Genomic DNA, 22,458 nt, shown 5'->3' with positions numbered 1-22,458 from the left:
TCATGAGCCCCAGAGACGAAATTCCAAACCTGAAGGGTCTTGATGGCGAAGGTTCGGTGCAGGTTCATCAGGATGATGAGACCAAGATCGAAGGCGCCAAGGTTTTCAGCGTTTACGGTAAGGGCGGGATCGGGAAATCGACGACATCGTCGAACCTGTCTGCCGCCTTTTCGATGATGGGTAAGCGGGTGTTGCAGATTGGTTGCGACCCCAAGCATGACAGCACGTTCACACTGACCGGCACATTGGTGCCGACAGTGATTGACATTCTGAAAGAAGTGGATTTCCACGCCGAAGAACTGCGCCCCGAGGATTTCATTTTCGAAGGTTTCAACGGTGTCAAATGCGTCGAGGCGGGCGGCCCGCCAGCGGGAACCGGCTGTGGTGGTTATGTCGTTGGCCAGACGGTCAAGCTGCTGAAACAGCATCACCTGCTGGAAGACACCGATGTGGTGATTTTCGATGTGCTGGGTGATGTGGTTTGCGGTGGCTTTGCCGCCCCGTTGCAACACGCCGATCGCGCGCTGATTGTCACCGCCAATGACTTTGACAGCATCTACGCAATGAACCGGATCATTGCCGCTGTGCAGGCAAAATCGGCCAATTACAAGGTGCGGCTGGCGGGCTGTGTCGCCAACCGGTCAAAGGCCACCGACGAGGTGGACCGTTTTTGCAAGACTGTCGGCTTTAACCGCATCGCGCATATGCCCGATCTGGATGCGATCCGCCGGTCGCGGCTGAAGAAAAAGACCCTGTTCGAAATGCCCGACGAGGAAGAGGTCGTGCAGGTGCGCAAGGAATATATCCGGCTTGCCGAATTGCTTTGGAACGGGACAGAGCCGCAAGCGCCTGCACCGTTGCCGGATCGTGAAATCTTTGAATTGCTGGGGTTTGATTGATGCCGGACTACGCCGCCACACGTGACCGGGTTGAACATTATTTCGACCGTTCCGCGACCAAGACGTGGGAACGGCTGACATCGGATGCGCCGGTGTCGGGGATTCGCGCCACAGTGCGTGCAGGCCGCGACCAGATGCGTGATCTGTTGCTGGCGCAGCTGCCGGATGATCTGCGCGGTGCGCGGATATTGGATGCCGGTTGCGGCACCGGCGCGCTGGCGGTCGAACTGGCCCAGCGTGGGGCCGATGTGGTGGCCGCCGATATTTCGCCCGCGCTGATCGAGATTGCGCGCAAGCGGATGCCCACGGGGATGCATGGCAAGATCAACTGGATTGCCGGTGATATGCTAGAGGCCACGCGCGGCGAGTTTGACCATGCCGTCGCGATGGATTCGCTCATTTACTACGACGCCCGTGATATTGCCGCCCTTTTGGGTCGTGCCGCGCACCGGGTCAGTGGCAAATTCATCTTTACCGTCGCCCCGCGCACACCTGCATTGATGGCGATGTGGCGCGTCGGCAAACTGTTTCCCCGCGCTGATCGCAGCCCCACGATGGTGCCGCATACCGTGGCCGGTGTGGCAAGCGCGCTGCGCACGGCAGGCATCAAGGGCAACCTGCGCGACATCGCGCGGGTAAAGTCTGGTTTCTACATCTCGAACGCCTTGGTTTTCGAAGGGTCCGCCAAATGATTTTCAAAGCCTCTGCCCTGAAACGTCTTTCGGTCAATATGTTGCCGTTCAGCGATGCGGTCAGCGATGATCTGCCGTTGGGCCAATTGTTGCGCCTGTCGTTGTTTCAGGTGTCGGTGGGTATGGCGGCAGTGATGCTGCTGGGCACGTTGAACCGCGTGATGATCGTGGAACTGAACATCGGCGCGATGCTGGTGGCGGCGATGATCGCGATCCCTGTGCTGGTCGCGCCGTTCCGGGCGTTGGTGGGGTTCAAGTCGGACAACTACAAATCCGCGATTGGCTGGAAACGTATCCCCTATCTGTGGTTCGGCACCATGTGGCAGTTTGGTGGCCTTGCCATCATGCCGATGGCGCTGCTTGTTTTGGCCGGTGATCGCGCGCTTGACGTGGATTGGGCGGGCTATGTGGGGGCGGGCCTCGCGTTTTTGCTGACCGGCATCGGGATGCATATGACCCAGACCGCCGGTCTTGCGCTGGCCGCCGATCGCGCGACCGAGGAAACGCGCCCCAAGGTCGTCGCTCTTTTATATGTCATGTATCTGGTGGGGATGGTGTTTTCCGCCATCATCATCGGGGCCTTGCTGCGCGATTATTCCGCGTTGCGCCTGGTGCAGGTGGTGCAGGGCACCGCCGTTGTGACGCTGCTGTTGAACCTGATCGCGCTGTGGAAGCAAGAAAAGGTTCGCCCCATGTCCAAGGCCGAACGCGAAGTCGCAAGCCCGACCTTTCGCGATGCGTGGAAGGATCTGGCCAGTGGCGGCGATGCTGGTCGGCTGCTGGCGGTCGTGTTTGTGGGGGCCATGGCATTCAACATGCAAGACGTGTTGCTGGAACCATATGGCGGTGAAATTCTGGGACTTTCTGTATCTGCCACAACGATGCTGACAGCGATGTGGGCCGGTGGCGCGCTGGTTGGCTTTGGTATGGCGGCGCGCTGGCTGGGGCAGGGGATGGACCCTTACCGCATGGCAACGCGCGGTATTCTGACAGGCATCGCTGCGTTCTGCGCTGTTATCTTTGCCGCGCCGGTCGATTCACAGCTGCTGTTTTTCGTCGGCGCAACGTTGATCGGTTTCGGTGGCGGGCTGTTCGGGGTTGCTACCCTGACTGCCGCCATGACGATGCCTGCAATCGGCAATGCCGGTCGCGGTCTGGCCCTTGGCGCCTGGGGGGCCGCGCAGGCCACCGGCGCGGGGCTGTCCATCTTTATCGGGGGCGCCTTGCGCGACCTTGTGAACCATGCCGCTGGGAACGGCACCTTGGGAGAGGCGCTCGCCACGCCTGCCACCGGCTATTCGGTCGTTTATCACACCGAAATCGGCCTTTTATTCATCACTCTGATTGTGCTTGGGCCGCTTGTGCGGGTCCGGGCCATGACACGCGGGGGGTCTGCCAAGCTGGGATTGGCCGATTTCCCGACCTGACCACTGAAAGGAACTATCATGGTTGGCACTACATTCTTTGGAAACTTCGATCTGGCGAGCGCGGCAATCTGGCTTTTCTGGATCTTTTTCGCAGGTCTCGTTTACTATCTTCAGACTGAAAACATGCGCGAAGGCTATCCCCTGCGCGATGACGACGATCAGGTGCCCGCAAACGAAAGCCTGTTTCCGCTGCCCAAGGAAAAGACGTTTCACCTGCGCAACGGGCGCGGCACGCTAACCGTGCCAAACAAGGAACACGAAGATACGTTGATCCGCAGCGATCTGGCCCTTGCACCATCGGCGGTGGCGACAGGTTCACCATGGGTTCCAACTGGTGATCCGATGGTCGATGGTGTCGGCCCCGCAAGCTGGGCAATTCGGCGCGATGAACCTGAACTGGATTACGAAGGCCACGCCAAGATCAAGCCGATGTCCACGTTGGAAGATTTCCGCGTGTCCGCCGGGCGCGACCCGCGCGGCAAGGCCGTTGTCGGTGGTGACGGTGAGATCGTCGGGCGTGTCATCGACATGTGGGTCGATGTGCCGGAACAGCTGGTGCGTTACCTGACCGTTGATCTGAACCCCGAGGGCAGCGGCAAAACCCGGCTTGTCCCTATGACGATGGCCAAGATCAGTTCGGACTGTGTGACCGTGCGCGCGCTGCATGCCCATAACTGGGAAGGCATCCCGACGACGAAAAACGCCGACAAGGTGACGCTGCTCGAAGAAGATAAAATTTGCGGCTACGTCGCCGGCGGAACGCTTTATGCCAAACCCAGCGCAATGAACGCCTGAACCTCGTGGCCCCGGTTCGCCACCGGGGCCGCACTGACACCAAAGGGAACCAGTCATGAGCCACGACGATTTCAAAGTTGAACCCATCCGCGGTCTGCCAGAGGCACTGCCCGCCGATGAACATATCTTGTGGCAAGGGTCGCCCGATCCGCGCCGCCTGGCCCGCGAGGCACTGAACCTGCGCTGGGTGGCGGGGTATTTCGCCCTGCTGACCATCTGGCGGGTTGGGGCATCGTCAGCGGATTATTCGCTTGGCGTGTCGGTGATGCATGGGTTGCCCTTTGTGGTGGCCGGGGTCATCGCCTGTTCAATTCTTTATGGCATTGCCTATGTGCAGGCCCGCGCCACGGTTTACACGTTGACCAACAAACGCGTTGCGATGCGGATTGGTGCGGCGCTGACCATGACGCTGAACCTGCCTTATACATGGATCGGCACTGCAAAACTGGACATCAAACCATCCGGTCACGGCACGCTGGCGTTTGAACTGATCGGGGATAGCAGGGTGTCTTATCTGATGACATGGCCGCATGTGCGCCCGTGGTATATGTCGCGCACCCAGCCCGCGCTGCGCTGCATCCCCGATGCCGAAAACGTCGCGCGTATCTTTGCCGACGCGGCTGAAACCCGCATTTCCCAGCCTGTCGTGACGCGCAGTGCAACACAGAACGACGGCAACGCCGTCGCAGCGGAGTAAGCGCGATGTCACAGGTATCAACCCGTCACCACGACCGCGACATGGTGCCCAAGGTGCTTGTGCAGGGCATGTTCGCCCTGATGCTTGCTACGTTGGGGCTGGTCAGTTTTGCGACGTTCACGGGGCGTGATCCGATCGCGCAGGTGCAGCAAACACCAGTCGAAATCACGCGCCAGATCGTGCTGACGGGTGATCGCAACGGTGTTTACGTTGTGCGTGATCTGGACGGCCATCAACTGGCCGTGTCCGGCGAAGACAAGGCCGGGTTCATCGGTGTGATTGGCCGGGTCTTTGATCGCGAACGCCAGTTGCAGGCGAAAACCTCTGATGCGCCGATTACGGTGCTGCGCCGCGAGAATGGCAATGTTGCCGTTGTTGATGAAACCACCGGGCTGTCTGTCGAACTGATCGGCTATGGCGTGGATAACGTGGCGGCCTTTGCCCGGCTGCTGGATTGAAACCGTGCGCGGGCTAGCCCCCTGCTTGCATGAAATGTGAAAGGGAACTCACATGGGACTGATTTTTAGAGAAAAGGAAACCGCACCTTGCACGGTGACGATTTCGCACCGGTTCGAAGAACTTTCGGCGCATGTCCGGCTGGACAATGGCGCTGTCATCCACCCGGGCGACACGGTGCAGGTGCAAGGCCCGGAAATCATGGCCGCCTTTGGTGAAATGATCGAGGAACAGCGCACCGCCGTCATCACCCGCGCATCGAAGCTGGAACAGATGTGGACCCGCGCGACGGGTGATCTGGAATTCATGGAACTGTGCGAATTTTCCTTCAGCGAAGAGGTGATGTCATGAACATGCATTCTTCCAATGCGGCCACCGCCGAAGAAGCCATTGCCGCGCAAGAGGCCCTGCCGCCGCTGACCAACGAAGAGGCGACCAAGGTCGCGATGTCGAACACGCTGCTGACGCCGCGGTTCTACACCACCGATTTCGAAGAAATGGACGCGATCGACGTCACCCCGGTTCGCAAAGACTGGGACAAGCTGATCGGCCAGATGAAGGCAGACCCCAACAAGGGCCATTTTCGCAAGAACGAAGATTGGGACACCGTTGATTGGGACGGGATGGAACCGAAACTGAAAGCGGAGTTCATCGACTTTCTGATTTCGTCCTGCACGGCGGAATTTTCGGGCTGTGTGCTGTATAAGGAAATGAAACGCCGTGGTTCGAACGAAGATATCACCACCCTGTTTCAGTTGATGGCCCGGGACGAGGCACGCCATGCCGGTTTCATCAACGATGCCCTGCGCGAGGCAGGGATCGCGGTGAACCTTGGGTTTCTGACGCAGGCCAAGAAATACACCTATTTCCGGCCCAAATTCATCTATTACGCCACGTATCTGTCGGAAAAGATCGGCTATGCCCGCTATATCACGATCTTCCGCCATCTGGAGGAGCATCCAGAAATGCGGTTCCACCCGATTTTCAAGTGGTTCCGTGAATGGTGCAACGACGAGTTTTCCCACGGCGAGGCGTTCGCCTTGCTGCTGAAAACTGACCCCAAGCTGACGCAAAGCTGGGCCAACCGCATGTGGATCAAGTTTTTCCTGACGGCGGTGTTTTCGACCATGTGGGTGCGCGACCACCAGCGCCCGGAATTCCACAAGGCGCTGGGCGTTGATCCCGAATGGTATGGGCAGGAAGTATTCCGCAAGACGTCTGACATTTCGCGTCAGGTGTTCCCGATGGTGCTGGATATCGACCACCCACGCTGGAAGCCGACACTGCGCCGGATGGAGGCCGCGAATGTGCAGATCGCCAAGGGCCGCAAGCAAGGCGGTGTTGGTGGCTGGGTCAAGCGCATGGCAGGGTCGGCCACGGCGGGATTTGCGTTCTTGTCGCTGATGACCATTCCGGTGGAAAAGAACGCAGTGCCCGATAGCCCAAGGTTGGAGCCCGCATACTGATGACATCACCTTGGGTCGCATCGCTGTTTGCCATATTCCTCTGGTGGTTTTCCACCGGGGCGATTCTGGTGGCGGTGCGGCGGGCCGACAGGCAGGGCACACATGGCATGACGGTCTTTGCCGGTGTGCCGCTGCTTGTGCTGGGGTTCTGGGCGGTGGCGGCATCGCTGGCGAATACCAGCGTGCAGGGTGTCTATCTTGGCTTTCTAGGGGCCTTGGCGGTCTGGGGCTGGGTGGAAATGGCCTTTCTCACGGGCGTTGTGACAGGGCCGATGCGCGATGACTGCCTGCCGGGCCTTTCTGGCAAGGACCGTTTCAACCGTGCCTTTGCGACGGTTGCCTATCATGAATTGTTACTGACAGTCGGATTGCTGGGGCTTGTGTTGCTGTCGCAGGGCGCGCCGAACCGCATGGCGCTGGCCACCTATCTGGTGCTGTTTCTGGCCCGCATTTTCGCCAAGCTGAACCTGTTTTTTGGCGTGCCTCGGATCAACCTTGAATTCGTGCCCGACCGTTTGCAGCACCTGAAATCCTACTTTCGCCGCGGCCCGGCCACACTGGCCTTTCCGGTGGCGATCACCGTGTTGACCGCGCTGCTGGCCGTTTGCGCCGAACGGCTTTGGATGGCCGGAACAGATGCACACATCGTGGGGTTTTCCCTGCTGACTGCGTTGGCGGCGCTGGCGCTGCTTGAACACTGGCTGATGGTGATACCGCTGCCTGATGCAAAACTCTGGCGCTGGATGTTGCCCGCGCCCAAAACCATGACCAAAGAAGAAAGATAAGACCAATGGATTATGATGCCCTTTTCAACGCGCAGCTGAACCAGCTGAAAGATGATGGCAACTATCGCTATTTTGCCGAGCTGGAACGCCAGTGCGGGAAATTCCCAAGGGCGGCCAACCACGCAGAGGACGGCGTGCGCGATGTTACCGTGTGGTGTTCGAATGATTATCTGGGCATGGGCCAGCACCCGGCGGTCATTGCCGCCATGTGCGAGGCGGTCGAACGCACCGGCACCGGATCAGGCGGGACGCGCAATATCAGCGGCACCAATCACGATCACTTGCTGCTGGAACACGAACTGGCCGATCTGCACGGCAAAGAGGCGGCGCTGCTGTTCACCAGCGGCTATGTGTCGAACTGGGCCGCACTGTCCACGCTGGGCAGCCGGTTGGAAAACTGCGTGATCCTGTCGGATGCGGGCAACCACGCCAGCATGATCGAGGGCATCCGCCATTCCCGCGCCCACAAGGTGATCTGGAAGCATAACGATGTGCATGATCTGGAAATGAAGCTGCGCGCCCTGCCGCGGGACGTGCCCAAGATTGTCGCATTCGAAAGCGTCTATTCGATGGATGGCGACATCGCCCCGATCCGCGAGATCGTCGAGGTGGCCGAAAGATACGGCGCAATGACCTATCTGGATGAGGTGCATGCCGTCGGCATGTATGGCCCCCGCGGTGGCGGCGTCAGCGAACAAGAAGGGCTGGCCGACCGGATCACCCTGATCGAGGGCACATTGGGCAAGGCATTTGGCGTTGTTGGCGGCTATATCACCGGGTCGGCGGCGCTGTGTGATTTTATCCGCAGCTTTGCCAGCGGGTTCATCTTTACCACCGCGTTGCCGCCTGCGGTTGCTGCTGCTGCGCGCACTTCCATTGCCTATTTGAAAGAATCGCAATCCGAGCGGGACCACCAGAAACGGCAGGTGGCCCGGCTGCGCGCGGCACTTGACCGCGAAGGTATCCCGCATATGCACAACGAAAGCCATATCGTGCCGGTGCTGATCAAAGACCCTGTAAAAACGCGGATGCTGGCCGATTACCTGATGCGCGAATGGGATATCTATGTGCAGCCGATCAATTATCCGACCGTTCCCAAAGGCACGGAAAGGTTGCGGTTTACCCCGTCGCCGCTGCATACGGATGCAGATATTGATTACCTTGTCAAAGCTCTGAGTGTGCTTTGGCGGCAGTGTGCCTTGGCGCATGCGGTTGCGTGACGCAGGACTGTAACATTTGACACGCAGGGCTGGACCCCACCATCAGTTGCATTACATTATGCGGCGACTGGGGCAAACGGTCAAAGAACAAAGATCGAAAAGGAACACGATCATGAAACGTTTTACTATGGCGGCTGCTTTTGCAGTTCTTGCAGCGCCCGCTTTTGCAGATGGCCACGCATCGACCCAAGGTGACGCGGTCGCTGGTGAAGAGCAATTCAACCGTCAGTGTGTGGCTTGCCACGTGGTGCAGGATGCATCTGGAGAAGTTCTGGCTGGGCGCAATGCGAAAACCGGTCCTAACCTTTATGGTATCGCCGGCCGGACAATCGGTTCTGTTGACGGTTTCCGGTATGGCGACTCAATCGTTGACGTTGGTAAAGCAGACGGTGTTTGGACTGAAGAAACATTCGTAGGCTACGTCCAAGACCCGACAGGTTGGTTGCGTGCAACCCTGGAAGACCGTCGTGCCCGCGGCAAAATGGCGTATCAAGTGCGCGACGAATCGCAAGCTTATGACCTTTACGCCTATCTTTCGACCTTTGGTGAAGAAGAAGCCGAAGCCACTAACTAATGGTTCACACCAAAAGGCCGCCTGGGGAAACCTGGGCGGCCTTTTTCATGCGCGGATCAAATTTGCGATTGTTTGCGCATCTTCTTCATGGGCCAGATGCCCAAGATCAGGCAATTCTGTCAGGCGCGCATTGGGCAGCCTTGCCACGGCATCGCGGCTGACCTGTGGCGGCACCGCTTTGTCGTTTTGTCCTGTGATCAGGTGAACGGGGGTGTTGATTTTTTCCAGCCGGCTTAGCAAAGCGTCCAGCGACCATTGCGCCATCATCGACAGCGTTGCATCCACATGCCCGCGATCCCGCGCCAGCCGATAATAAAGGTCCAGACCTTCGGGTTGCAGGGTGGATCCGGTGCCCTTGATCAGGTTGTGCACGGAATTGCGCGTTGTCGTTGCCGCAAACAGGCTGGCGCTGAACGGTGTCACCGCCAGTGTCTTGGCCATAATCGGAAACAGCCAGCCCGCTACACCCTTGAAATTGCCAAGCGCCGCATTGATTCCGACGATCCCCCCGTCTGGCCGGAGCCCCAGTTCATAAAGCCGCAGTGCAATTGCGACACCGGCGGAATGGGCCACGATCAGGTTTGGCACCCAGCCTTCCTGCCGGATCAGGGCCAGCAGATCCTCGGCCATATGGTCAAGTCCGCAGCGTTGCTGCGCACCCGATTGGGTGAACCCCTGACCGGGCAAATCAACGGCGATGACGTGATGATCCTGCGCCAGCAGGGGGAACAGATGGCGAAAGCTTTGCGTCGCGCCACCTGCACCGTGTATCAGCAGGGTCGTCGGGCCGTGCCCGTGTTCCTGCACATGCCAGCGGTGCGGGCGGCACAGCACCCGCCGGGAATGCTGGGTCAGTGGCCAGTTCTTTGCATCCTCTGGCCAGCGCATCTAGTCGCCCAAGGCAGTGGCAACGGATTGCGACAGCCGTTTTGCATCGGCACGCGGCATCGGCAGATAGGTCGCGGCCAGCGTTTGCGCCAATTCGCGCAGCGCCGGTTCCGGCCGGTTGCCGGTGTCGATGACCAGCGTTGCAATATTGCCCGCCCGCAGAAGCCGCGCGATTTGCTGTGCGTCAATCGCGGCCTGTTTGCGGTTGGCAGTGCCGTCCAGCGCGATATTCGCTCGCCCGTCTGTCAGGATCGCAACGGTCGGTGTCAGCCCCCGGCGCTGGGCTTGCGTGGCCTGTTCATAGGCTGTCACCATGCCTGCCGCCAGCGGTGTGGCCCCGCCACCGGGCAGGGCGGCAAGGCGGCGTTTTGTCTGCACCAGCGACCGGGTGGGCGGCAGTAGCAATTCCGCCTCGGTCCCGCGAAAGGCGACCAGCGCAACATGATCGCGCCGCGCATAGGCTTGGGCCAACAGCAGTTCAACCGCGCCCTTCGCCTCGGCCAGGCGGCTGAGCGCGGATGACCCCGATGCATCGACAGTGAAGATCAGCAAGCGGTCTGATTTTTCCTCGAACCGTTTGACGTGAATGTCGCTGGGGCGGATCTGCAACGTGTCTCGTCCGGTCGCCTGTTTGCGGATCGTCTGCCAGGGGGCGGCGGCGCGCAGGGTGGCGATAATGTCGATGCGTGCGCCATCGCTTAGCCGCCCCGCGCGTGATGGCAGCGGCCTGCCACGACGGTTGCCCTTGCGCGCGGCCCCCGTGCCATTGCCCCGCCCTTGGCGCGCCTTTTGCGCGGCCAGCCGTTCCAACAGGTTATCGGGCAACATGGCGCGCACGGCATCCAACAGCAATTCATCTGGCAGGTCGGCGGTGTCTTGGTTGTTTTGCGCGTCGTCCTGTTCGGGTGGCGGGGCTTCGGGTTCTTGGGGTTCCGGTTCTGGAACGCGCGTCGCGCGATGGGCCAGCGTCAGCGCGCAGGCGGTTTCCAGATCGTCCGATGTGACACGATCGCGGCCCAAAAGGGCGGCAAGCGCCCGTGCAGCCCGCAGCGTGAACAGCGGCGCGCGCAGGCTGTCGATACCAAGTTGCGTGGCAATGGCGGTGATCTGATGGAGGATATCGGGATTATGCGTGATGGTGCGCAAATCACTGGTGGCGCGGTTCACGGTATCCTGTGCCGACAGGTTGTTGATGCTCAACTCTGACAAATCCACATGAAACGCCAGCCGCTCGGCCAGTTTGGCATCTAACGCCTCGTCGGGTTCGGCGCCTTCGTCCAGGGCGATCAGGCTGTGTTGACCAGCGTCCAGCGCAATTGCCAGCCGCGCGGCAAGCGCCGTGCTGGCCCGTTCCGCCATCGTCAGGATCAGCGCGCCGGGATGTGATAACAGGCCCTGTTCCTGCACAATATGGCCGTTTTCCAGCGTTGCCGCCAGATTCAGACCGCCAAACAGCGCCTCGTCCGATATGGCGGGGTGCAGTTTGCGCGCAGCGGGGTCAACCAAGGCCAGCAGCCTGTCGCGCACCGGGCCGGACCGGGCGCGGATGGTGATGCCGCCCAACCCCGGATCAATCGCGACCAGTTGCAGGGCAAGCGTGGCCTGTTCCCAACTATCCAAGGACTTCTTCCACGGTGCGGGCAACGCGGGTGCCGCTGCCAGCCTCGTCCAGTGGATCGCGACGCAGGCGGTGGCGCAGGGCCATGGGGGCGACGGCGCGAACATGCGCGCGGGTCAGCGCGGTATCATTGCGCCACGCGGCAAAGGCGCGCGCGGCCTTCAGTAAGGTCAGTTCGCCGCGCAGCCCGTCCGACCCAAGTGCGAGGCAAAGCTCGGCCACATCGTGCAGAATGCTGTCGGTGGTTTTCAACTTGGCCAGTGCCTTGCGCGCGGTCAGGATCTTGTCACGGATCGCGGCGTCTTCGGCCTGCCAGCGCAGCATGAAGGCGGCATTGTCATTTTCAAACGCATCGCGACGTTTGATCACATCAACCCGCGTGTCGATATCCTTGGGTGAAGCGACCTCGACCGACAGCCCGAACCGGTCAAGCAGTTGCGGGCGCAATTCGCCTTCTTCGGGGTTGCCGGATCCGACCAGCACAAAGCGGGCGGGGTGCCGGATCGACAGCCCTTCGCGTTCGACCACGTTTTCACCCGATTGGGCGACATCCAGCAGCAAATCGACGATATGATCCTCTAGCAGGTTCACCTCGTCTATATACAGATAGCCGCGATTGGCACGCGCCAGCAGCCCCGGTTGAAACGCCTTTTCCCCCTTGGTCAGGGCCTTTTCGATGTCCAGCGCGCCGGTCACGCGGTCCTCTGTTGCGCCAAGGGGCAGGTCGATCACGGGGGTGGGCATGTCGTGGGCGCGTTTCGTTTTCAGGCTGGCCCAATCGGGCACCTGCGCGGCCTTTTCGCTGTTCACGGGGCAGCCCTTGATCGCGCGGATGGGCGGCAGCAGGGCGGCCAGCGCGCGCACGGCGGTGGATTTGCCCGTGCCACGGTCACCAAACACCAAAACGCCGCCGATGGATGGGTCAATGGCGGTCAGGATCATGGCCTGTTTCATTTCTTCCTGTCCGACGATCGCGGAAAAGGGGAAAGGCTGTGTCATGCGGCCTCCAGTCTGGATAGGGGGGATGTGCCGTTCCACGTGCCGATATCGGAATGCACGGCGAAACGGGCGTAAAGTTCTTCGCGAAACCAGCCTTCGTCGCGCACGGCGCGGATGGCGTCGGCGTGTGGGCCGGTGCGGGCGAATGCGGCCATGGCCTGTTCGGATGGCCAGATGGAAAACGTAACCTGATGCAGCATCGGCACTTCGCCGATACCGATCTTGAAGGCGACATTGGTATCGCTGCCGATCATCGCGGAAATATTCGGCACACGACGCCAGAACCGCGTCAGGATGCGCGGTTTGATCGTGGCCCGCGTCAGCGCGGCCAGCGGTCCTGCCAGCGGTCCTGCCGTCGGTTCAAAGGGTGCTTGCCCCGACCATGCGCCGCGGGTGCTGCGGGGCTCTAGAAAAACGGTCCAATGTTCTGTTGCGCGTTGCATATATCGGGCAAAAATCCCGTTTTGCGTGCGTGCGCGTGCTGTTTCGATATCGGGCCATGTGGCCAGAATCGCGTAAACGGCAGTATTCGGCACAGGTGTGAATCCTTCTCCTGTGCCGGACCCGCAAAGTTTCCAGAACCCGATATGCGGTGTCCGCGCCAGCGGCAAACGCGCGCCACCCATCATTCCAAGCGCCCAGAGACGCGCCAGCGGTCCGGCAAAGCGATAGAATGAAAGGCTGACGATCTGCGTCACGTAAAACCCCGGTTTGTGTCAACCAATCCTGACATAAGGCATCTCATTTGGGAAGGCGGTGCAATAGTATTTGTCAACTTAACCTGACACTATTAGTGTATAAGGTATGTTTATACCTGATCAAACCGATTCAAACGCTGCAATCGTCATTGGTGCAGGCCTAGGTGGCCTTGCAGCAGCGATGCGGTTGGGCGCAAAAGGCTATGCCGTCACCGTGCTGGACCGGCTTGATAAACCGGGTGGGCGCGGGTCGTCTGTCATGCAGGACGGGCACCGGTTCGATCTTGGGCCTACGATAATCACAGTGCCACAAGTCTACGAATCACTTTGGGCGGCCTGCGGGCGTGATTTTCACAAGGATGTGGATCTGCGCCCGATGGACCCATTTTACGAGGTCCGCTGGCAGGACGGGTCGACATTCACCGCCCGTCAGAACACAGATGCGATGCTGGCGGAAGTTGCACGGCTCAGCCCGCGCGACGTGAAAGGCTACAAACGGTTCCTGAAAGACAGCGAGGCCTGCTACAAGGTCGGTTTCGAAGGTATGGTCGCCAAGCCGATGCACAAACTGTGGGACACTATCAAGGTGCTGCCCACCTTTGCCGCGTTGCGCGCCGACCGGTCGATCCTTGGGTTGGCCAAGGCGCGGGTGCGCGACCCACGATTGCGCATGGCGCTGTCGTTTCATCCGCTGTTCATCGGGGGTGATCCCCGCAAGGTGACGGCGATGTATGCGCTGGTGGCCTATCTGGAAAAGGAATTCGGCGTGCATTACGCCATGGGCGGTGTGCAGGCGATTGCTGACGCGATGGTTGGCGTGATCCGGTCGCAGGGCGGGCAGGTGCGCCACGGCGTGCAGGTGGATGAAATCCTGATCGACGGCGACACCGCCAAAGGCGTGCGCCTTACGGATGGTGAGCAGATCGCGGCACCACTGGTCGTCAGCAATGCCGACGCCGGGCACACCTATCAACATTTGCTGCGCAACAAGGCCCGCAAGCGTTGGACCGACAAGAAACTGAAATCGCGCCGCTGGTCGATGGGCCTGTTTGTGTGGTATTTTGGCACAAAAGGAACCGCCGCGATGTGGCCCGATGTCGGCCATCACACAATCACCAACGCCCCTCGTTACGAAGGTTTGCTGCGGGATATTTTCATCAAAGGCAAACTGGCCAATGATATGAGCCTTTATATCCATCGCCCGTCGCGCACCGATCCCAGCGTCGCGCCTGCGGGCGATGATACGTTCTATGTGCTGTCGCCGGTGCCGCATCTGGGGTTTGACGACCCTGTCGATTGGGCGCGCGAATGCGACATCTACAAGGCCAAGGTGCGGGCCGAACTGGAAAAGACGATCCCCGGTTTTGCCGACCGGATCAGCACCGAAATGACCCTGACGCCCGCAGATTTCCGCGACAGGTATCTGTCGCCCAACGGGTCGGGGTTTTCCATCGAACCGCGCATCCTGCAATCGGCATGGTTCCGCCCTCATAACGTCAGCGAAGAGGCGCGGGGGCTGTTTCTGGTGGGCGCGGGCACCCACCCTGGTGCGGGTGTTCCCGGCGTGATTTCCAGTGCCGAGGTGCTGGGTAAACTGGTGCCTGACGCGCCGGTTGTGCCCGAACTGAAGGTGGCGGCGGAATGATCCGGCCCGATGATCTGGAACATTGCCACAATGCGATCCGCCACGGTTCGCTGTCGTTTCATGCAGCAAGCAAACTGCTGCCGGCATCGGTGCGCGATCCCGCGCTTGCGCTTTATGCCTTTTGCCGTCTGGCCGACGACGAAGTGGACGAGGGCGATTATCAGACAGGGGCGGTGCTGCGCCTGCAAGACCGGTTGGACCTTGCTTATCAGGGCAGGCCGCGCAACGCGCCGGAAGACCGCGCCTTTGCCGCGATCATCGAAGGGTTCGACATGCCCCGCGCCCTGCCAGAGGCATTGCTGGAAGGGCTGGCATGGGATGCGGCTGAACGGCGTTACGACAGTTTAAGCGGTGTGCGCGATTATTCCGCCCGCGTTGCCAGTGCCGTAGGCGCGATGATGTGCGTGCTGATGCGGGTGCGCGATGCGGACGCGCTAGCGCGGGCCTGCGATCTGGGTGTGGCGATGCAATTGACGAACATCGCCCGCGACGTGGGCGAAGATGCCCGGATGGGCCGGATTTACCTACCGCTGGACTGGTTGGCAGAGGCGGTGATTGACCCCGTGCAATTCACCCGCGACCCGTTACCGACGGATGCGGTCCGGCAGATGGTCAAGCGACTTCTGTCCGAGGCGGACAGGCTTTACCTGCGGTCAGAATCCGGGATTGACGCGCTGCCCTTGCAGGCACGCACAGGCATCTGGGCAGCGCGGCTGATTTACGCGGGCATTGGCAGGCAGGTGCGCAAACAGGGTTATGACAGTATTTCCATGCGCGCCCGCACGTCGGCTGCGCAAAAACTGGGGTGGGTGGCGCAATCGACGTTGCGCACCGGTGTGTCGATGATCATGCCCAGATCTGCCGTTATCTATGCCAAACCGCTGGACGAAGTCGCCTTTCTGGTTGAGGCCGCTAGCCGCGCCCGCCCCGATCCGCGCCGGTCCACCGCCGTGTTGGATGTGCTGGCCGAATTGCGCGCGCGCGATGCAGGCATTGGCACGGGCCGCCCTTTGGCTTAGGTGTAGGGGGTCACCTTGAAAGGGCCCCATCATGGATTTCTTGCTGTTCTTCTTGTTTTTGGCCGCAACTGTCGGTGCGGGGGCGACGGGCGCGCTGTTTCCAACGGGGGCGTGGTATGAAAACCTGAAGAAGCCGTCGTGGGTACCGCCGAACTGGATGTTTCCCATCATGTGGACCAGCATCTATCTGCTGATCGCATTCGCGGGTGCACGTGCAGCCGGGATCGGCGGGAACCAATACGCAATGGCGTTCTGGGCCGCGCAGATCGCGTTCAACGCACTGTGGACGCCTGTGTTCTTTGGCTTGCGCAACTTTCGGGCGTCGCTTGTTGTTATGGCGGGTCTATGGCTGTCAGTGCTTGGTGCCACAGTGATGCATTTTCAGCTGGATTTCTGGGCAGGTCTGGCCTTTGTTCCTTATCTTGCGTGGGTGACGATCGCGGGCGCGCTGAACTATTCCGTCTACAGCCTGAACCCGGATCAAAAGCCGCTGGACATTCCCAACATCTGACCCCCTTGAACCCTGTCGCAAAGGGTGACAATTTTGGGGATGGATACGCATATCAAAACTTGGGCAGAATCTGCCCCCCGTCTGGTTGCCGTTGCGGCAGGCCGTGACACCGCCAATCTGGTCGTTCAGGGCGCGCGGCTGGTCAATGTTCACACCCGTGAAATTCTTGATTGGCAGGTCGCCGTGGTCGATGGCCGTTTTGCCTATGTCGGCCCGGATGCAGCGCATTGTATTGGCCCCGGGACGCAAGTGATTGACGCACAGGGCCGTTACCTGATCCCCGGTCTGTGCGACGGACACATGCATATCGAAAGCGGCATGCTGACGCCTGCGGAATTTGCCGCCGCCGTGATCCCGCATGGCACGACAACCATGTTTACCGACCCGCATGAAATTGCCAATGTCCTTGGCCTGCGCGGCGTGCGGATGATGCATGACGAGGCGCTGATGCAGCCGATCAACATCTACACGCAGATGCCGTCCTGCGCGCCCTCTGCGCCGGGTCTGGAGACGACAGGGTTCGAGATTACAGCCGACGACGTGGCGCAGGCGATGGCATGGCCCGGCATTATCGGGCTGGGCGAAATGATGAACTTTCCCGGTGTGATCAACGGTGATCCGCAAATGCTGGCGGAAATGGCGGCGACGATGAACGCGGGCAAGACCGTGGGCGGGCATTATGCGTCACCCGACAAGGGCATCGCGTTTTCCGCCTATGTCGCTGGTGGTGCGGCTGATGATCACGAAGGCACAGCACAGGCGGATGCCCTGGCGCGTGTGCGCAACGGCATGAAGTCGATGATGCGGCTGGGTAGCGCGTGGTATGATGTGGAAAGCCAGATCACCGCGGTCACGGAAATGGGCCTTGATCCGCGCAATTTCATCCTGTGCACCGATGATTGCCATTCCGGCACGCTCGTGAACGACGGCCACATGAACCGCGTCGTGCGCCATGCGATTGCTTGCGGTTGCGATCCGCTGGTCGCGCTGCAAATGGCGACGATCAACACGGCTACACATTTCGGGTTGGAACGCGAACTTGGGTCGATCGCGCCAGGGCGGCGGGCGGATATGATCCTGACGTCTGACCTGACGACACTGCCAATTGAACATGTCATCGCGCGCGGGCAGACTGTGGCGCAGGACGGCAAGATTACGGTGGATTGCCCGCATTACGCATGGCCCGCTGATGCGCGCGCCACGGTGCGGATGCAACCGCTGAGCGACGCACATTTTGAAATTCACGCGCCCGAAGGGGCCAACAGCGTGACCGCCAAGGTGATTGGGGTCGTTGAAAATCAGGCGCCGACAAGGGCTCTGACGGCGGAACTGCCTGTGGTGGATGGCTGTGTGAAGGGGCAGGGCGATACCTATCAGATCGCGCTGGTCGAACGGCATCGGGGCACGGGCAAGGTCGTTAACGGCTTTGTCTCTGGCTTTGGCTATACCGGCAAAATGGCGATGGCATCGACCGTGGCGCATGATAGCCACCACATGATCGTCGTCGGGACCGACCGCGCAAATATGGCCGCTGCCGCCAACCGGCTGGCGGATGTGGGGGGCGGCGTGACTGTCTGGAAAGACGGGCAGGAACTGGCGTTGGTGGAACTGCCCATCGCTGGCCTGATGTCCGACAGCCCGGCGGCAGATGTCGCGGCAGCTGCCGACCGCATGGTGCAAGCAATGGCAGACTGCGGGTGCACGCTCAACAACGCCTATATGCAACATTCGTTACTTGCGCTTGTTGTCATCCCATCGTTGCGCATTTCTGATCTGGGGTTGGTGGATGTGGATAAATTTGAACTGACCGAGTTATTTGAGGTAAACACATGAACATGGCACCACACGCGGGCATCAGAACCCCTGACATTCCCGCTCCAGAGACGTTCAACGATCCGGTCCTGGCGGTGGCGCGCTTGCAAGAGTTGTATCAGGCGGCAGTGACGTTCCTGACGGAAAACTTTATGACGGCACTGACGGATGGCCAGCCAGATGCCCGTGTGCGCGCTTTTTATCCTGAAATCCGCCTGACCACGACCAGCTATGCCAAGACCGACAGCCGCCTGTCGTTCGGTCACGTGGCCGAGCCCGGTGTGTATGCCACCACAGTGACCCGGCCCGATCTGTTTGCATCCTATCTGGAACAGCAGATCGGCCTGCTGATTGCCAGCCACGGGGTGCCGGTGATTATCGGCGCCTCTGATACGGTGATGCCGGTGCATTTCGCGGTGGCGAATGTGCCGTCGGTAACCGTCCCGCAAGAAGGGTCGATGGATTTCAACCTGCGCGACGCCTTTGACGTGCCGGACCTGAGCACGACACATGACGCCATCGTCAATGGTGAAGGCTTTACCTACCCTGACGGCGCGCGCCCGTTGGCCCCGTTTACCGCGCAGCGCATTGATTATTCGCTGGCCCGTTTGGCGCATTACACCGCCACGGCGGCCGAACATTTCCAGAACCATGTGCTGTTTACCAACTATCAGTTCTATGTCGAGGAATTTGAAAGTTACGCCCGTCACGTGTTGGCTGACCCCGACAGCGGCTACACAAGTTTTGTCAGCACCGGCAATGTGGAAATTACACAGGCCGACGCCCCCCTGCCGCTGCCGGCGAAACTGCCGCAAATGCCGACTTATCATCTGAAACGCGCTAACGGCAGCGGGATCACGCTGGTGAATATCGGTGTTGGTCCGTCGAACGCGAAAACCGCAACCGACCATATTGCCGTGCTGCGCCCGCATGCCTGGCTGATGGTGGGCCATTGCGCGGGTCTGCGCAATTCGCAGCGGTTGGGCGATTTCGTGTTGGCGCATGCTTACCTGCGCGAAGATCACGTGCTGGATGACGACCTGCCGATCTGGGTGCCGATCCCGGCGCTGGCGGAAATTCAGATCGCGCTGCAAACCGCCGTGGCTGATGTGACCGAGCTGGAAGGGTATGAGCTGAAACGGATCATGCGCACCGGCACGGTCGCCACGATCGACAACCGCAACTGGGAACTGCGCGAACAGGCAGGCCCCGTGCAGCGGCTGTCGCAGTCGCGGGCCATTGCGCTGGATATGGAAAGTGCCACGATTGCCGCCAACGGTTTCCGGTTCCGTGTGCCCTATGGCACGCTGCTTTGCGTGTCTGACAAGCCGCTGCATGGTGAATTGAAACTGCCCGGTATGGCGTCAGATTTCTATAAAACACAGGTGGCAGCGCATCTGATGATCGGCATCAGGGCGATGGAACGCTTGCGCGAAATGCCGCTGGAACGTATCCATAGCCGCAAATTGCGTAGCTTTGAAGAGACAGCTTTCCTGTGAAGTGACGAAAAACACCGGAAATGATGTAATTTTCCCTTGTAAAACGCTACTAATCGTTGTGGTGTCCCACAACATACCGTTAAACAGATGGGCAAAGGCCCTATAAATTGGGCGAACGAGGGAGACCATAAAAATGGCGACAAAACCAATGACCAAAGCGCAGCTTGTTGCTGCACTTTCTGACGAAACAGGTCTGGACAAGAAAGCTGCAGGCGCAGCACTGGATGCCGTGACCGACATCATCACCAAAGAAGTCGCAGGCGGCGGTGCCGTGACCCTGCCCGGTGTTGGCAAGATCTATTGCCGCGAACGGCCAGAGCGGATGGTCCGCAACCCCGCCACCGGCGAGCAAATCAAGAAAGACGCTGACAAGGTTGTCAAAATGACGATCGCAAAGGCGCTGAAAGATAGCGTAAACGGCTAACCGGTCCGGCCATTTTGGCCAGATGCGGAATTTGCAAAGGGTCGCCTGATCGGGCGGCCCTTTTGCTTTGTCAGTTCATCGCTTGCCTCTGCCAATGATTTCAGAAAATGTCGCCCCGAACAGCAGGGGGCAGCATGGATATTCGCGCGGTTTTGATGGGTGTCGCCTTTGCGGCGATGTGGTCCTCGGCGTTCACTTCTGCGCGGGTCATCGTCGAATATGCGCCACCGCTGAGCGCCTTGGCGCTGCGGTTCCTTATCTCGGGCTTGCTGGGCGTCGCAATCGCATGGGCGCTGGGCCAGTCGGCGCGGCTGACACGGGCGCAGTGGTTGGCGGTTGTGGTGTTCGGTGTCTGCCAGAACGCGCTGTATCTGGGCCTGAATTTCGTCGCCATGCAAACTGTCGAGGCGTCATTCGCCGCGATCATCGCCTCGACCATGCCGCTGCTGGTGGCGCTATCGGGCTGGCTGATCTTTGGCACAAAAGTCCGGCCTTTGGGGGTTGGCGGGTTGGTTGCCGGGGTTTTCGGGGTTGTACTGATCATGGGCGCGCGGTTGCAGGGCGGGGTGGACCCATTCGGATTCGTGCTGGTGCTGCTCGGGGTTTTGTCGCTGACGGCGGCAACGCTGGCTGTGGGGCGTGCCGCATGGAACGGCAATGTGCTGATGATTGTGGGGCTGCAAATGCTGGTGGGCAGCGCAATCCTATTGGTGCCTGCGCTGCTGTTCGAAACGCTGGATAACATCATATGGAACTGGCAGCTGGTCGTGGCCTTTATCTATACCACGCTTGTGCCGGGGCTGGCGGCCACGCTGGTCTGGTTCCTGCTGGTCGGGCGGATCGGGACGGTCAAGGCATCCACCTTTCATTTCCTCAACCCGTTTCTGGGGGTCGCAATCGCCGCAGTGATATTGGGCGAGGCGATTGGCGTGTTGGATATCATCGGCGTCGTGATCATCGCTGGCGGTATTCTAGCGGTGCAACTGTCGAAACAGACGTAGGATGGGTGATATCACCCATCTTACCCGATAACCCCGCGCGCACCGCCCGTTTGCCCGCGATCTAGCAGCAGATGGTCAAGGATCACACAAGCCATCATCGCCTCGCCCACGGGCACGGCACGGATGCCGACGCAGGGGTCATGACGGCCCTTGGTGATCACCTCGGTTGCGGTCCCGTCCATGCGGATGGATTTGCGCGGGCTCAGGATGGATGACGTGGGTTTGACGGCAAACCGCACGATAATATCCTGCCCTGTGCTGATCCCGCCAAGGATACCGCCCGCGTGGTTGGAACTGTATTCCGGCCCGTTTGGCCCCATGAAAATTTCATCTGCGTTGTCGCGGCCTGTCAGGGCGGCGGCGGCCAAGCCTTCGCCGATTTCCACACCCTTCACGGCGTTGATCGACATCATTGCAGCGGCCAGATCAGTGTCTAACTTTGCATAAATGGGTGCGCCGATGCCCGCTGGCACACCGCGCGCGACGACCTCGATGATCGCGCCGACAGAATTGTGATCATCCTTGCGCAGCCATTGCAGATAATCTTCCCATTCGCCTGCGGCCTGTGCATCGGGGCAGAAGAAATCGTTCTGGTCGATCTGGTCCCAGTCCATCCGCGACCGGTCAATCGGTTTGGTGCCCATCCGGGTCATGTAGCCCTTGATCTGCACGCCCGGGGCGATAGCCCTGATCGCTTCGCGGGCGACACCGCCCGCGGCCACGCGCGACGCGGTTTCGCGCGCCGACGACCGACCCCCCCCGCGATAATCGCGGATCCCGTATTTTTGGTGATAAGTGATATCGGCGTGACCGGGCCGGAAGGTATTGGCGATATCGCCGTAATCCTTTGACCGCTGGTCGGTATTACGGATCATCAACTGGATCGGCGTGCCGGTGGTTTGCCCGTCAAACACGCCTGACAGGATTTCAACCGCGTCAGGTTCCTGCCGCTGGGTGGTGTTCTTGTTCAGACCGGGGCGGCGTTTGTTCAGCCATTGCTGGATCATCGCCGGTTCCAGAGGCACCCGGGGCGGGCAACCATCAACGGTGGCACCCAAGGCAGGCCCATGGCTTTCGCCCCATGTGGTGACGCGGAAAAGATGACCAAAGCTGTTGAATGACATGGCGTTCCCCTTTGCCTGATGGGTCTAGCGGGCAGGCCTTGCATGCTCAAGAGGTTTCCCTTGTCATCAACCCCAAGAAACCCTAACACTTGCCCCACCTCGGGGGGCCTTCACTGGCTGAGATGCGTCACGCAGACCCGTTGAACCTGAACCGGTTAAGACCGGCGGAGGGAAGGTATCGCAATCGCGCTATCCCCAATCCGCCCGTC

Annotated in this window: 23 protein-coding genes and 1 riboswitch; of the genes, 18 read left to right on the top strand and 5 right to left on the bottom strand. The window is 60.2% G+C overall.

Annotated features, from left to right (window positions below; all coding sequences use genetic code 11):
* Positions 1-2 precede the first annotated feature (2 nt).
* The 11 genes from bchL (at position 3) to IBX59_RS04115 (ending at position 9,011) form a co-directional block, all read left to right on the top strand.
* Positions 3-899, top strand: a complete 897-nt coding sequence (gene bchL / locus IBX59_RS04165) for a ferredoxin:protochlorophyllide reductase (ATP-dependent) iron-sulfur ATP-binding protein (RefSeq protein WP_296372714.1) — start codon at positions 3-5, stop codon at positions 897-899.
* Complete coding sequence (bchM, locus tag IBX59_RS04160) at positions 899-1,591, top strand: magnesium protoporphyrin IX methyltransferase (RefSeq protein WP_296372712.1); 693 nt, start codon at positions 899-901, stop codon at positions 1,589-1,591. The genes bchL and bchM overlap by 1 nt, the downstream gene beginning before the upstream one ends.
* Positions 1,588-3,018 carry a PucC family protein gene (locus IBX59_RS04155; RefSeq protein WP_296372709.1) on the top strand — a complete coding sequence of 477 codons (1,431 nt, stop codon included), beginning with the start codon at positions 1,588-1,590 and terminating at the stop codon, positions 3,016-3,018. The genes bchM and IBX59_RS04155 overlap by 4 nt, the downstream gene beginning before the upstream one ends.
* Before the next feature lie 18 nt (positions 3,019-3,036).
* The gene (puhA, locus tag IBX59_RS04150; RefSeq protein ID WP_296372708.1) at positions 3,037-3,813 is read left to right on the top strand and encodes a photosynthetic reaction center subunit H; all 777 of its coding nucleotides are present in this window, start codon (positions 3,037-3,039) and stop codon (positions 3,811-3,813) included.
* Between the two features lie 55 nt (positions 3,814-3,868).
* Positions 3,869-4,510, top strand: a complete 642-nt coding sequence (gene puhB / locus IBX59_RS04145) for a photosynthetic complex putative assembly protein PuhB (protein ID WP_296372706.1) — start codon at positions 3,869-3,871, stop codon at positions 4,508-4,510.
* 5 nt (positions 4,511-4,515) lie between these two features.
* Positions 4,516-4,968: a photosynthetic complex assembly protein PuhC gene (gene puhC, locus IBX59_RS04140; RefSeq protein ID WP_296372703.1), complete on the top strand. Its 453-nt coding sequence runs from the start codon at positions 4,516-4,518 to the stop codon at positions 4,966-4,968.
* 52 nt (positions 4,969-5,020) lie between these two features.
* Positions 5,021-5,317 (top strand): hypothetical protein, encoded by a 297-nt coding sequence (locus tag IBX59_RS04135; protein ID WP_296372700.1) that lies wholly within the window; start codon positions 5,021-5,023, stop codon positions 5,315-5,317.
* On the top strand, positions 5,314-6,432 hold the full coding sequence (gene acsF / locus IBX59_RS04130; protein WP_296372698.1) for a magnesium-protoporphyrin IX monomethyl ester (oxidative) cyclase: 1,119 nt from the start codon (positions 5,314-5,316) through the stop codon (positions 6,430-6,432). Before IBX59_RS04135 ends, acsF begins: the two co-directional genes overlap by 4 nt.
* Positions 6,432-7,217 (top strand): putative photosynthetic complex assembly protein PuhE, encoded by a 786-nt coding sequence (gene puhE, locus IBX59_RS04125; protein ID WP_296372697.1) that lies wholly within the window; start codon positions 6,432-6,434, stop codon positions 7,215-7,217. The genes acsF and puhE overlap by 1 nt, the downstream gene beginning before the upstream one ends.
* A gap of 5 nt (positions 7,218-7,222) precedes the next feature.
* Complete coding sequence (gene hemA, locus IBX59_RS04120) at positions 7,223-8,437, top strand: 5-aminolevulinate synthase (protein ID WP_296372696.1); 1,215 nt, start codon at positions 7,223-7,225, stop codon at positions 8,435-8,437.
* A gap of 112 nt (positions 8,438-8,549) precedes the next feature.
* The gene (locus tag IBX59_RS04115) at positions 8,550-9,011 is read left to right on the top strand and encodes a cytochrome c family protein (protein WP_296372694.1); all 462 of its coding nucleotides are present in this window, start codon (positions 8,550-8,552) and stop codon (positions 9,009-9,011) included.
* Between the two features lie 45 nt (positions 9,012-9,056).
* On the opposite strand, the gene bchO is transcribed toward IBX59_RS04115, so the two are convergent.
* From bchO to crtA, 4 genes are read right to left on the bottom strand one after another with little or no spacing between them, the layout of a single operon-like run.
* Positions 9,057-9,899 (bottom strand): alpha/beta fold hydrolase BchO, encoded by an 843-nt coding sequence (bchO, locus tag IBX59_RS04110; protein WP_296372692.1) that lies wholly within the window; start codon positions 9,897-9,899, stop codon positions 9,057-9,059.
* The gene (locus IBX59_RS04105) at positions 9,900-11,519 is read right to left on the bottom strand and encodes a magnesium chelatase subunit D (protein WP_296372690.1); all 1,620 of its coding nucleotides are present in this window, start codon (positions 11,517-11,519) and stop codon (positions 9,900-9,902) included.
* A complete protein-coding gene (gene bchI / locus IBX59_RS04100; protein ID WP_296372688.1) occupies positions 11,512-12,516 on the bottom strand; it encodes a magnesium chelatase ATPase subunit I in 1,005 nt (334 codons plus the stop codon). The genes IBX59_RS04105 and bchI overlap by 8 nt, the downstream gene beginning before the upstream one ends.
* Complete coding sequence (gene crtA, locus IBX59_RS04095; RefSeq protein WP_296372687.1) at positions 12,513-13,214, bottom strand: spheroidene monooxygenase; 702 nt, start codon at positions 13,212-13,214, stop codon at positions 12,513-12,515. The genes bchI and crtA overlap by 4 nt, the downstream gene beginning before the upstream one ends.
* A 106-nt stretch (positions 13,215-13,320) precedes the next feature.
* Between crtA and IBX59_RS04090 the strand changes: the two genes are divergently transcribed.
* From IBX59_RS04090 to IBX59_RS04060, 7 genes are all read left to right on the top strand, one after another.
* Positions 13,321-14,859 (top strand): phytoene desaturase, encoded by a 1,539-nt coding sequence (locus IBX59_RS04090; RefSeq protein WP_296372685.1) that lies wholly within the window; start codon positions 13,321-13,323, stop codon positions 14,857-14,859.
* A complete protein-coding gene (gene crtB, locus IBX59_RS04085; RefSeq protein ID WP_296372682.1) occupies positions 14,856-15,878 on the top strand; it encodes a 15-cis-phytoene synthase in 1,023 nt (340 codons plus the stop codon). The genes IBX59_RS04090 and crtB overlap by 4 nt, the downstream gene beginning before the upstream one ends.
* A 31-nt stretch (positions 15,879-15,909) precedes the next feature.
* Entirely contained in the window at positions 15,910-16,389 is a 480-nt protein-coding gene (locus IBX59_RS04080) for a TspO/MBR family protein (RefSeq protein WP_296372679.1), read from the top strand.
* Between the two features lie 39 nt (positions 16,390-16,428).
* On the top strand, positions 16,429-18,222 hold the full coding sequence (gene ade, locus IBX59_RS04075) for an adenine deaminase (protein ID WP_296372677.1): 1,794 nt from the start codon (positions 16,429-16,431) through the stop codon (positions 18,220-18,222).
* Positions 18,219-19,700 carry an AMP nucleosidase gene (locus IBX59_RS04070; protein ID WP_296372675.1) on the top strand — a complete coding sequence of 494 codons (1,482 nt, stop codon included), beginning with the start codon at positions 18,219-18,221 and terminating at the stop codon, positions 19,698-19,700. The genes ade and IBX59_RS04070 overlap by 4 nt, the downstream gene beginning before the upstream one ends.
* Positions 19,701-19,833: 133 nt before the next feature.
* Positions 19,834-20,124 (top strand): HU family DNA-binding protein, encoded by a 291-nt coding sequence (locus tag IBX59_RS04065; RefSeq protein ID WP_296372673.1) that lies wholly within the window; start codon positions 19,834-19,836, stop codon positions 20,122-20,124.
* A 134-nt stretch (positions 20,125-20,258) separates the two neighbouring features.
* The gene (locus tag IBX59_RS04060) at positions 20,259-21,125 is read left to right on the top strand and encodes a DMT family transporter (RefSeq protein ID WP_296372671.1); all 867 of its coding nucleotides are present in this window, start codon (positions 20,259-20,261) and stop codon (positions 21,123-21,125) included.
* Positions 21,126-21,145: 20 nt separating this feature from the next.
* On the opposite strand, the gene aroC is transcribed toward IBX59_RS04060, so the two are convergent.
* The gene (gene aroC / locus IBX59_RS04055) at positions 21,146-22,249 is read right to left on the bottom strand and encodes a chorismate synthase (RefSeq protein ID WP_296372669.1); all 1,104 of its coding nucleotides are present in this window, start codon (positions 22,247-22,249) and stop codon (positions 21,146-21,148) included.
* A gap of 90 nt (positions 22,250-22,339) precedes the next feature.
* Positions 22,340-22,439: riboswitch (TPP riboswitch) on the top strand.
* Positions 22,440-22,458: the final 19 nt, after the last annotated feature.

This window comes from Yoonia sp. (assembly GCF_014859355.1).
Classification (GTDB): domain Bacteria; phylum Pseudomonadota; class Alphaproteobacteria; order Rhodobacterales; family Rhodobacteraceae; genus Yoonia.
Note: the sequence above shows the minus strand (reverse complement) of the source record. Positions and strands in the feature narration are given on the sequence as shown.

Bases quoted from the DNA above. Each gene is read 5' to 3' on its own strand.
- bchM (WP_296372712.1), top strand. From the start codon at position 899: ATGCCGGACTACGCCGCCACACGTGACCGGGTTGAACATTATTTCGAC.
- IBX59_RS04090 (WP_296372685.1), top strand. From the start codon at position 13,321: ATGTTTATACCTGATCAAACCGATTCAAACGCTGCAATCGTCATTGGT.
- puhC (WP_296372703.1), top strand. From the start codon at position 4,516: ATGTCACAGGTATCAACCCGTCACCACGACCGCGACATGGTGCCCAAG.
- IBX59_RS04070 (WP_296372675.1), top strand. From the start codon at position 18,219: ATGAACATGGCACCACACGCGGGCATCAGAACCCCTGACATTCCCGCT.
- IBX59_RS04065 (WP_296372673.1), top strand. From the start codon at position 19,834: ATGGCGACAAAACCAATGACCAAAGCGCAGCTTGTTGCTGCACTTTCT.
- IBX59_RS04080 (WP_296372679.1), top strand. From the start codon at position 15,910: ATGGATTTCTTGCTGTTCTTCTTGTTTTTGGCCGCAACTGTCGGTGCG.
- hemA (WP_296372696.1), top strand. From the start codon at position 7,223: ATGGATTATGATGCCCTTTTCAACGCGCAGCTGAACCAGCTGAAAGAT.
- IBX59_RS04060 (WP_296372671.1), top strand. From the start codon at position 20,259: ATGGATATTCGCGCGGTTTTGATGGGTGTCGCCTTTGCGGCGATGTGG.
- bchL (WP_296372714.1), top strand. From the start codon at position 3: ATGAGCCCCAGAGACGAAATTCCAAACCTGAAGGGTCTTGATGGCGAA.
- puhE (WP_296372697.1), top strand. From the start codon at position 6,432: ATGACATCACCTTGGGTCGCATCGCTGTTTGCCATATTCCTCTGGTGG.
- acsF (WP_296372698.1), top strand. From the start codon at position 5,314: ATGAACATGCATTCTTCCAATGCGGCCACCGCCGAAGAAGCCATTGCC.
- puhB (WP_296372706.1), top strand. From the start codon at position 3,869: ATGAGCCACGACGATTTCAAAGTTGAACCCATCCGCGGTCTGCCAGAG.
- bchO (WP_296372692.1), bottom strand. From the start codon at position 9,899: ATGCGCTGGCCAGAGGATGCAAAGAACTGGCCACTGACCCAGCATTCC.
- ade (WP_296372677.1), top strand. From the start codon at position 16,429: ATGGATACGCATATCAAAACTTGGGCAGAATCTGCCCCCCGTCTGGTT.
- IBX59_RS04155 (WP_296372709.1), top strand. From the start codon at position 1,588: ATGATTTTCAAAGCCTCTGCCCTGAAACGTCTTTCGGTCAATATGTTG.
- crtB (WP_296372682.1), top strand. From the start codon at position 14,856: ATGATCCGGCCCGATGATCTGGAACATTGCCACAATGCGATCCGCCAC.
- IBX59_RS04115 (WP_296372694.1), top strand. From the start codon at position 8,550: ATGAAACGTTTTACTATGGCGGCTGCTTTTGCAGTTCTTGCAGCGCCC.
- bchI (WP_296372688.1), bottom strand. From the start codon at position 12,516: ATGACACAGCCTTTCCCCTTTTCCGCGATCGTCGGACAGGAAGAAATG.
- IBX59_RS04135 (WP_296372700.1), top strand. From the start codon at position 5,021: ATGGGACTGATTTTTAGAGAAAAGGAAACCGCACCTTGCACGGTGACG.
- puhA (WP_296372708.1), top strand. From the start codon at position 3,037: ATGGTTGGCACTACATTCTTTGGAAACTTCGATCTGGCGAGCGCGGCA.
- aroC (WP_296372669.1), bottom strand. From the start codon at position 22,249: ATGTCATTCAACAGCTTTGGTCATCTTTTCCGCGTCACCACATGGGGC.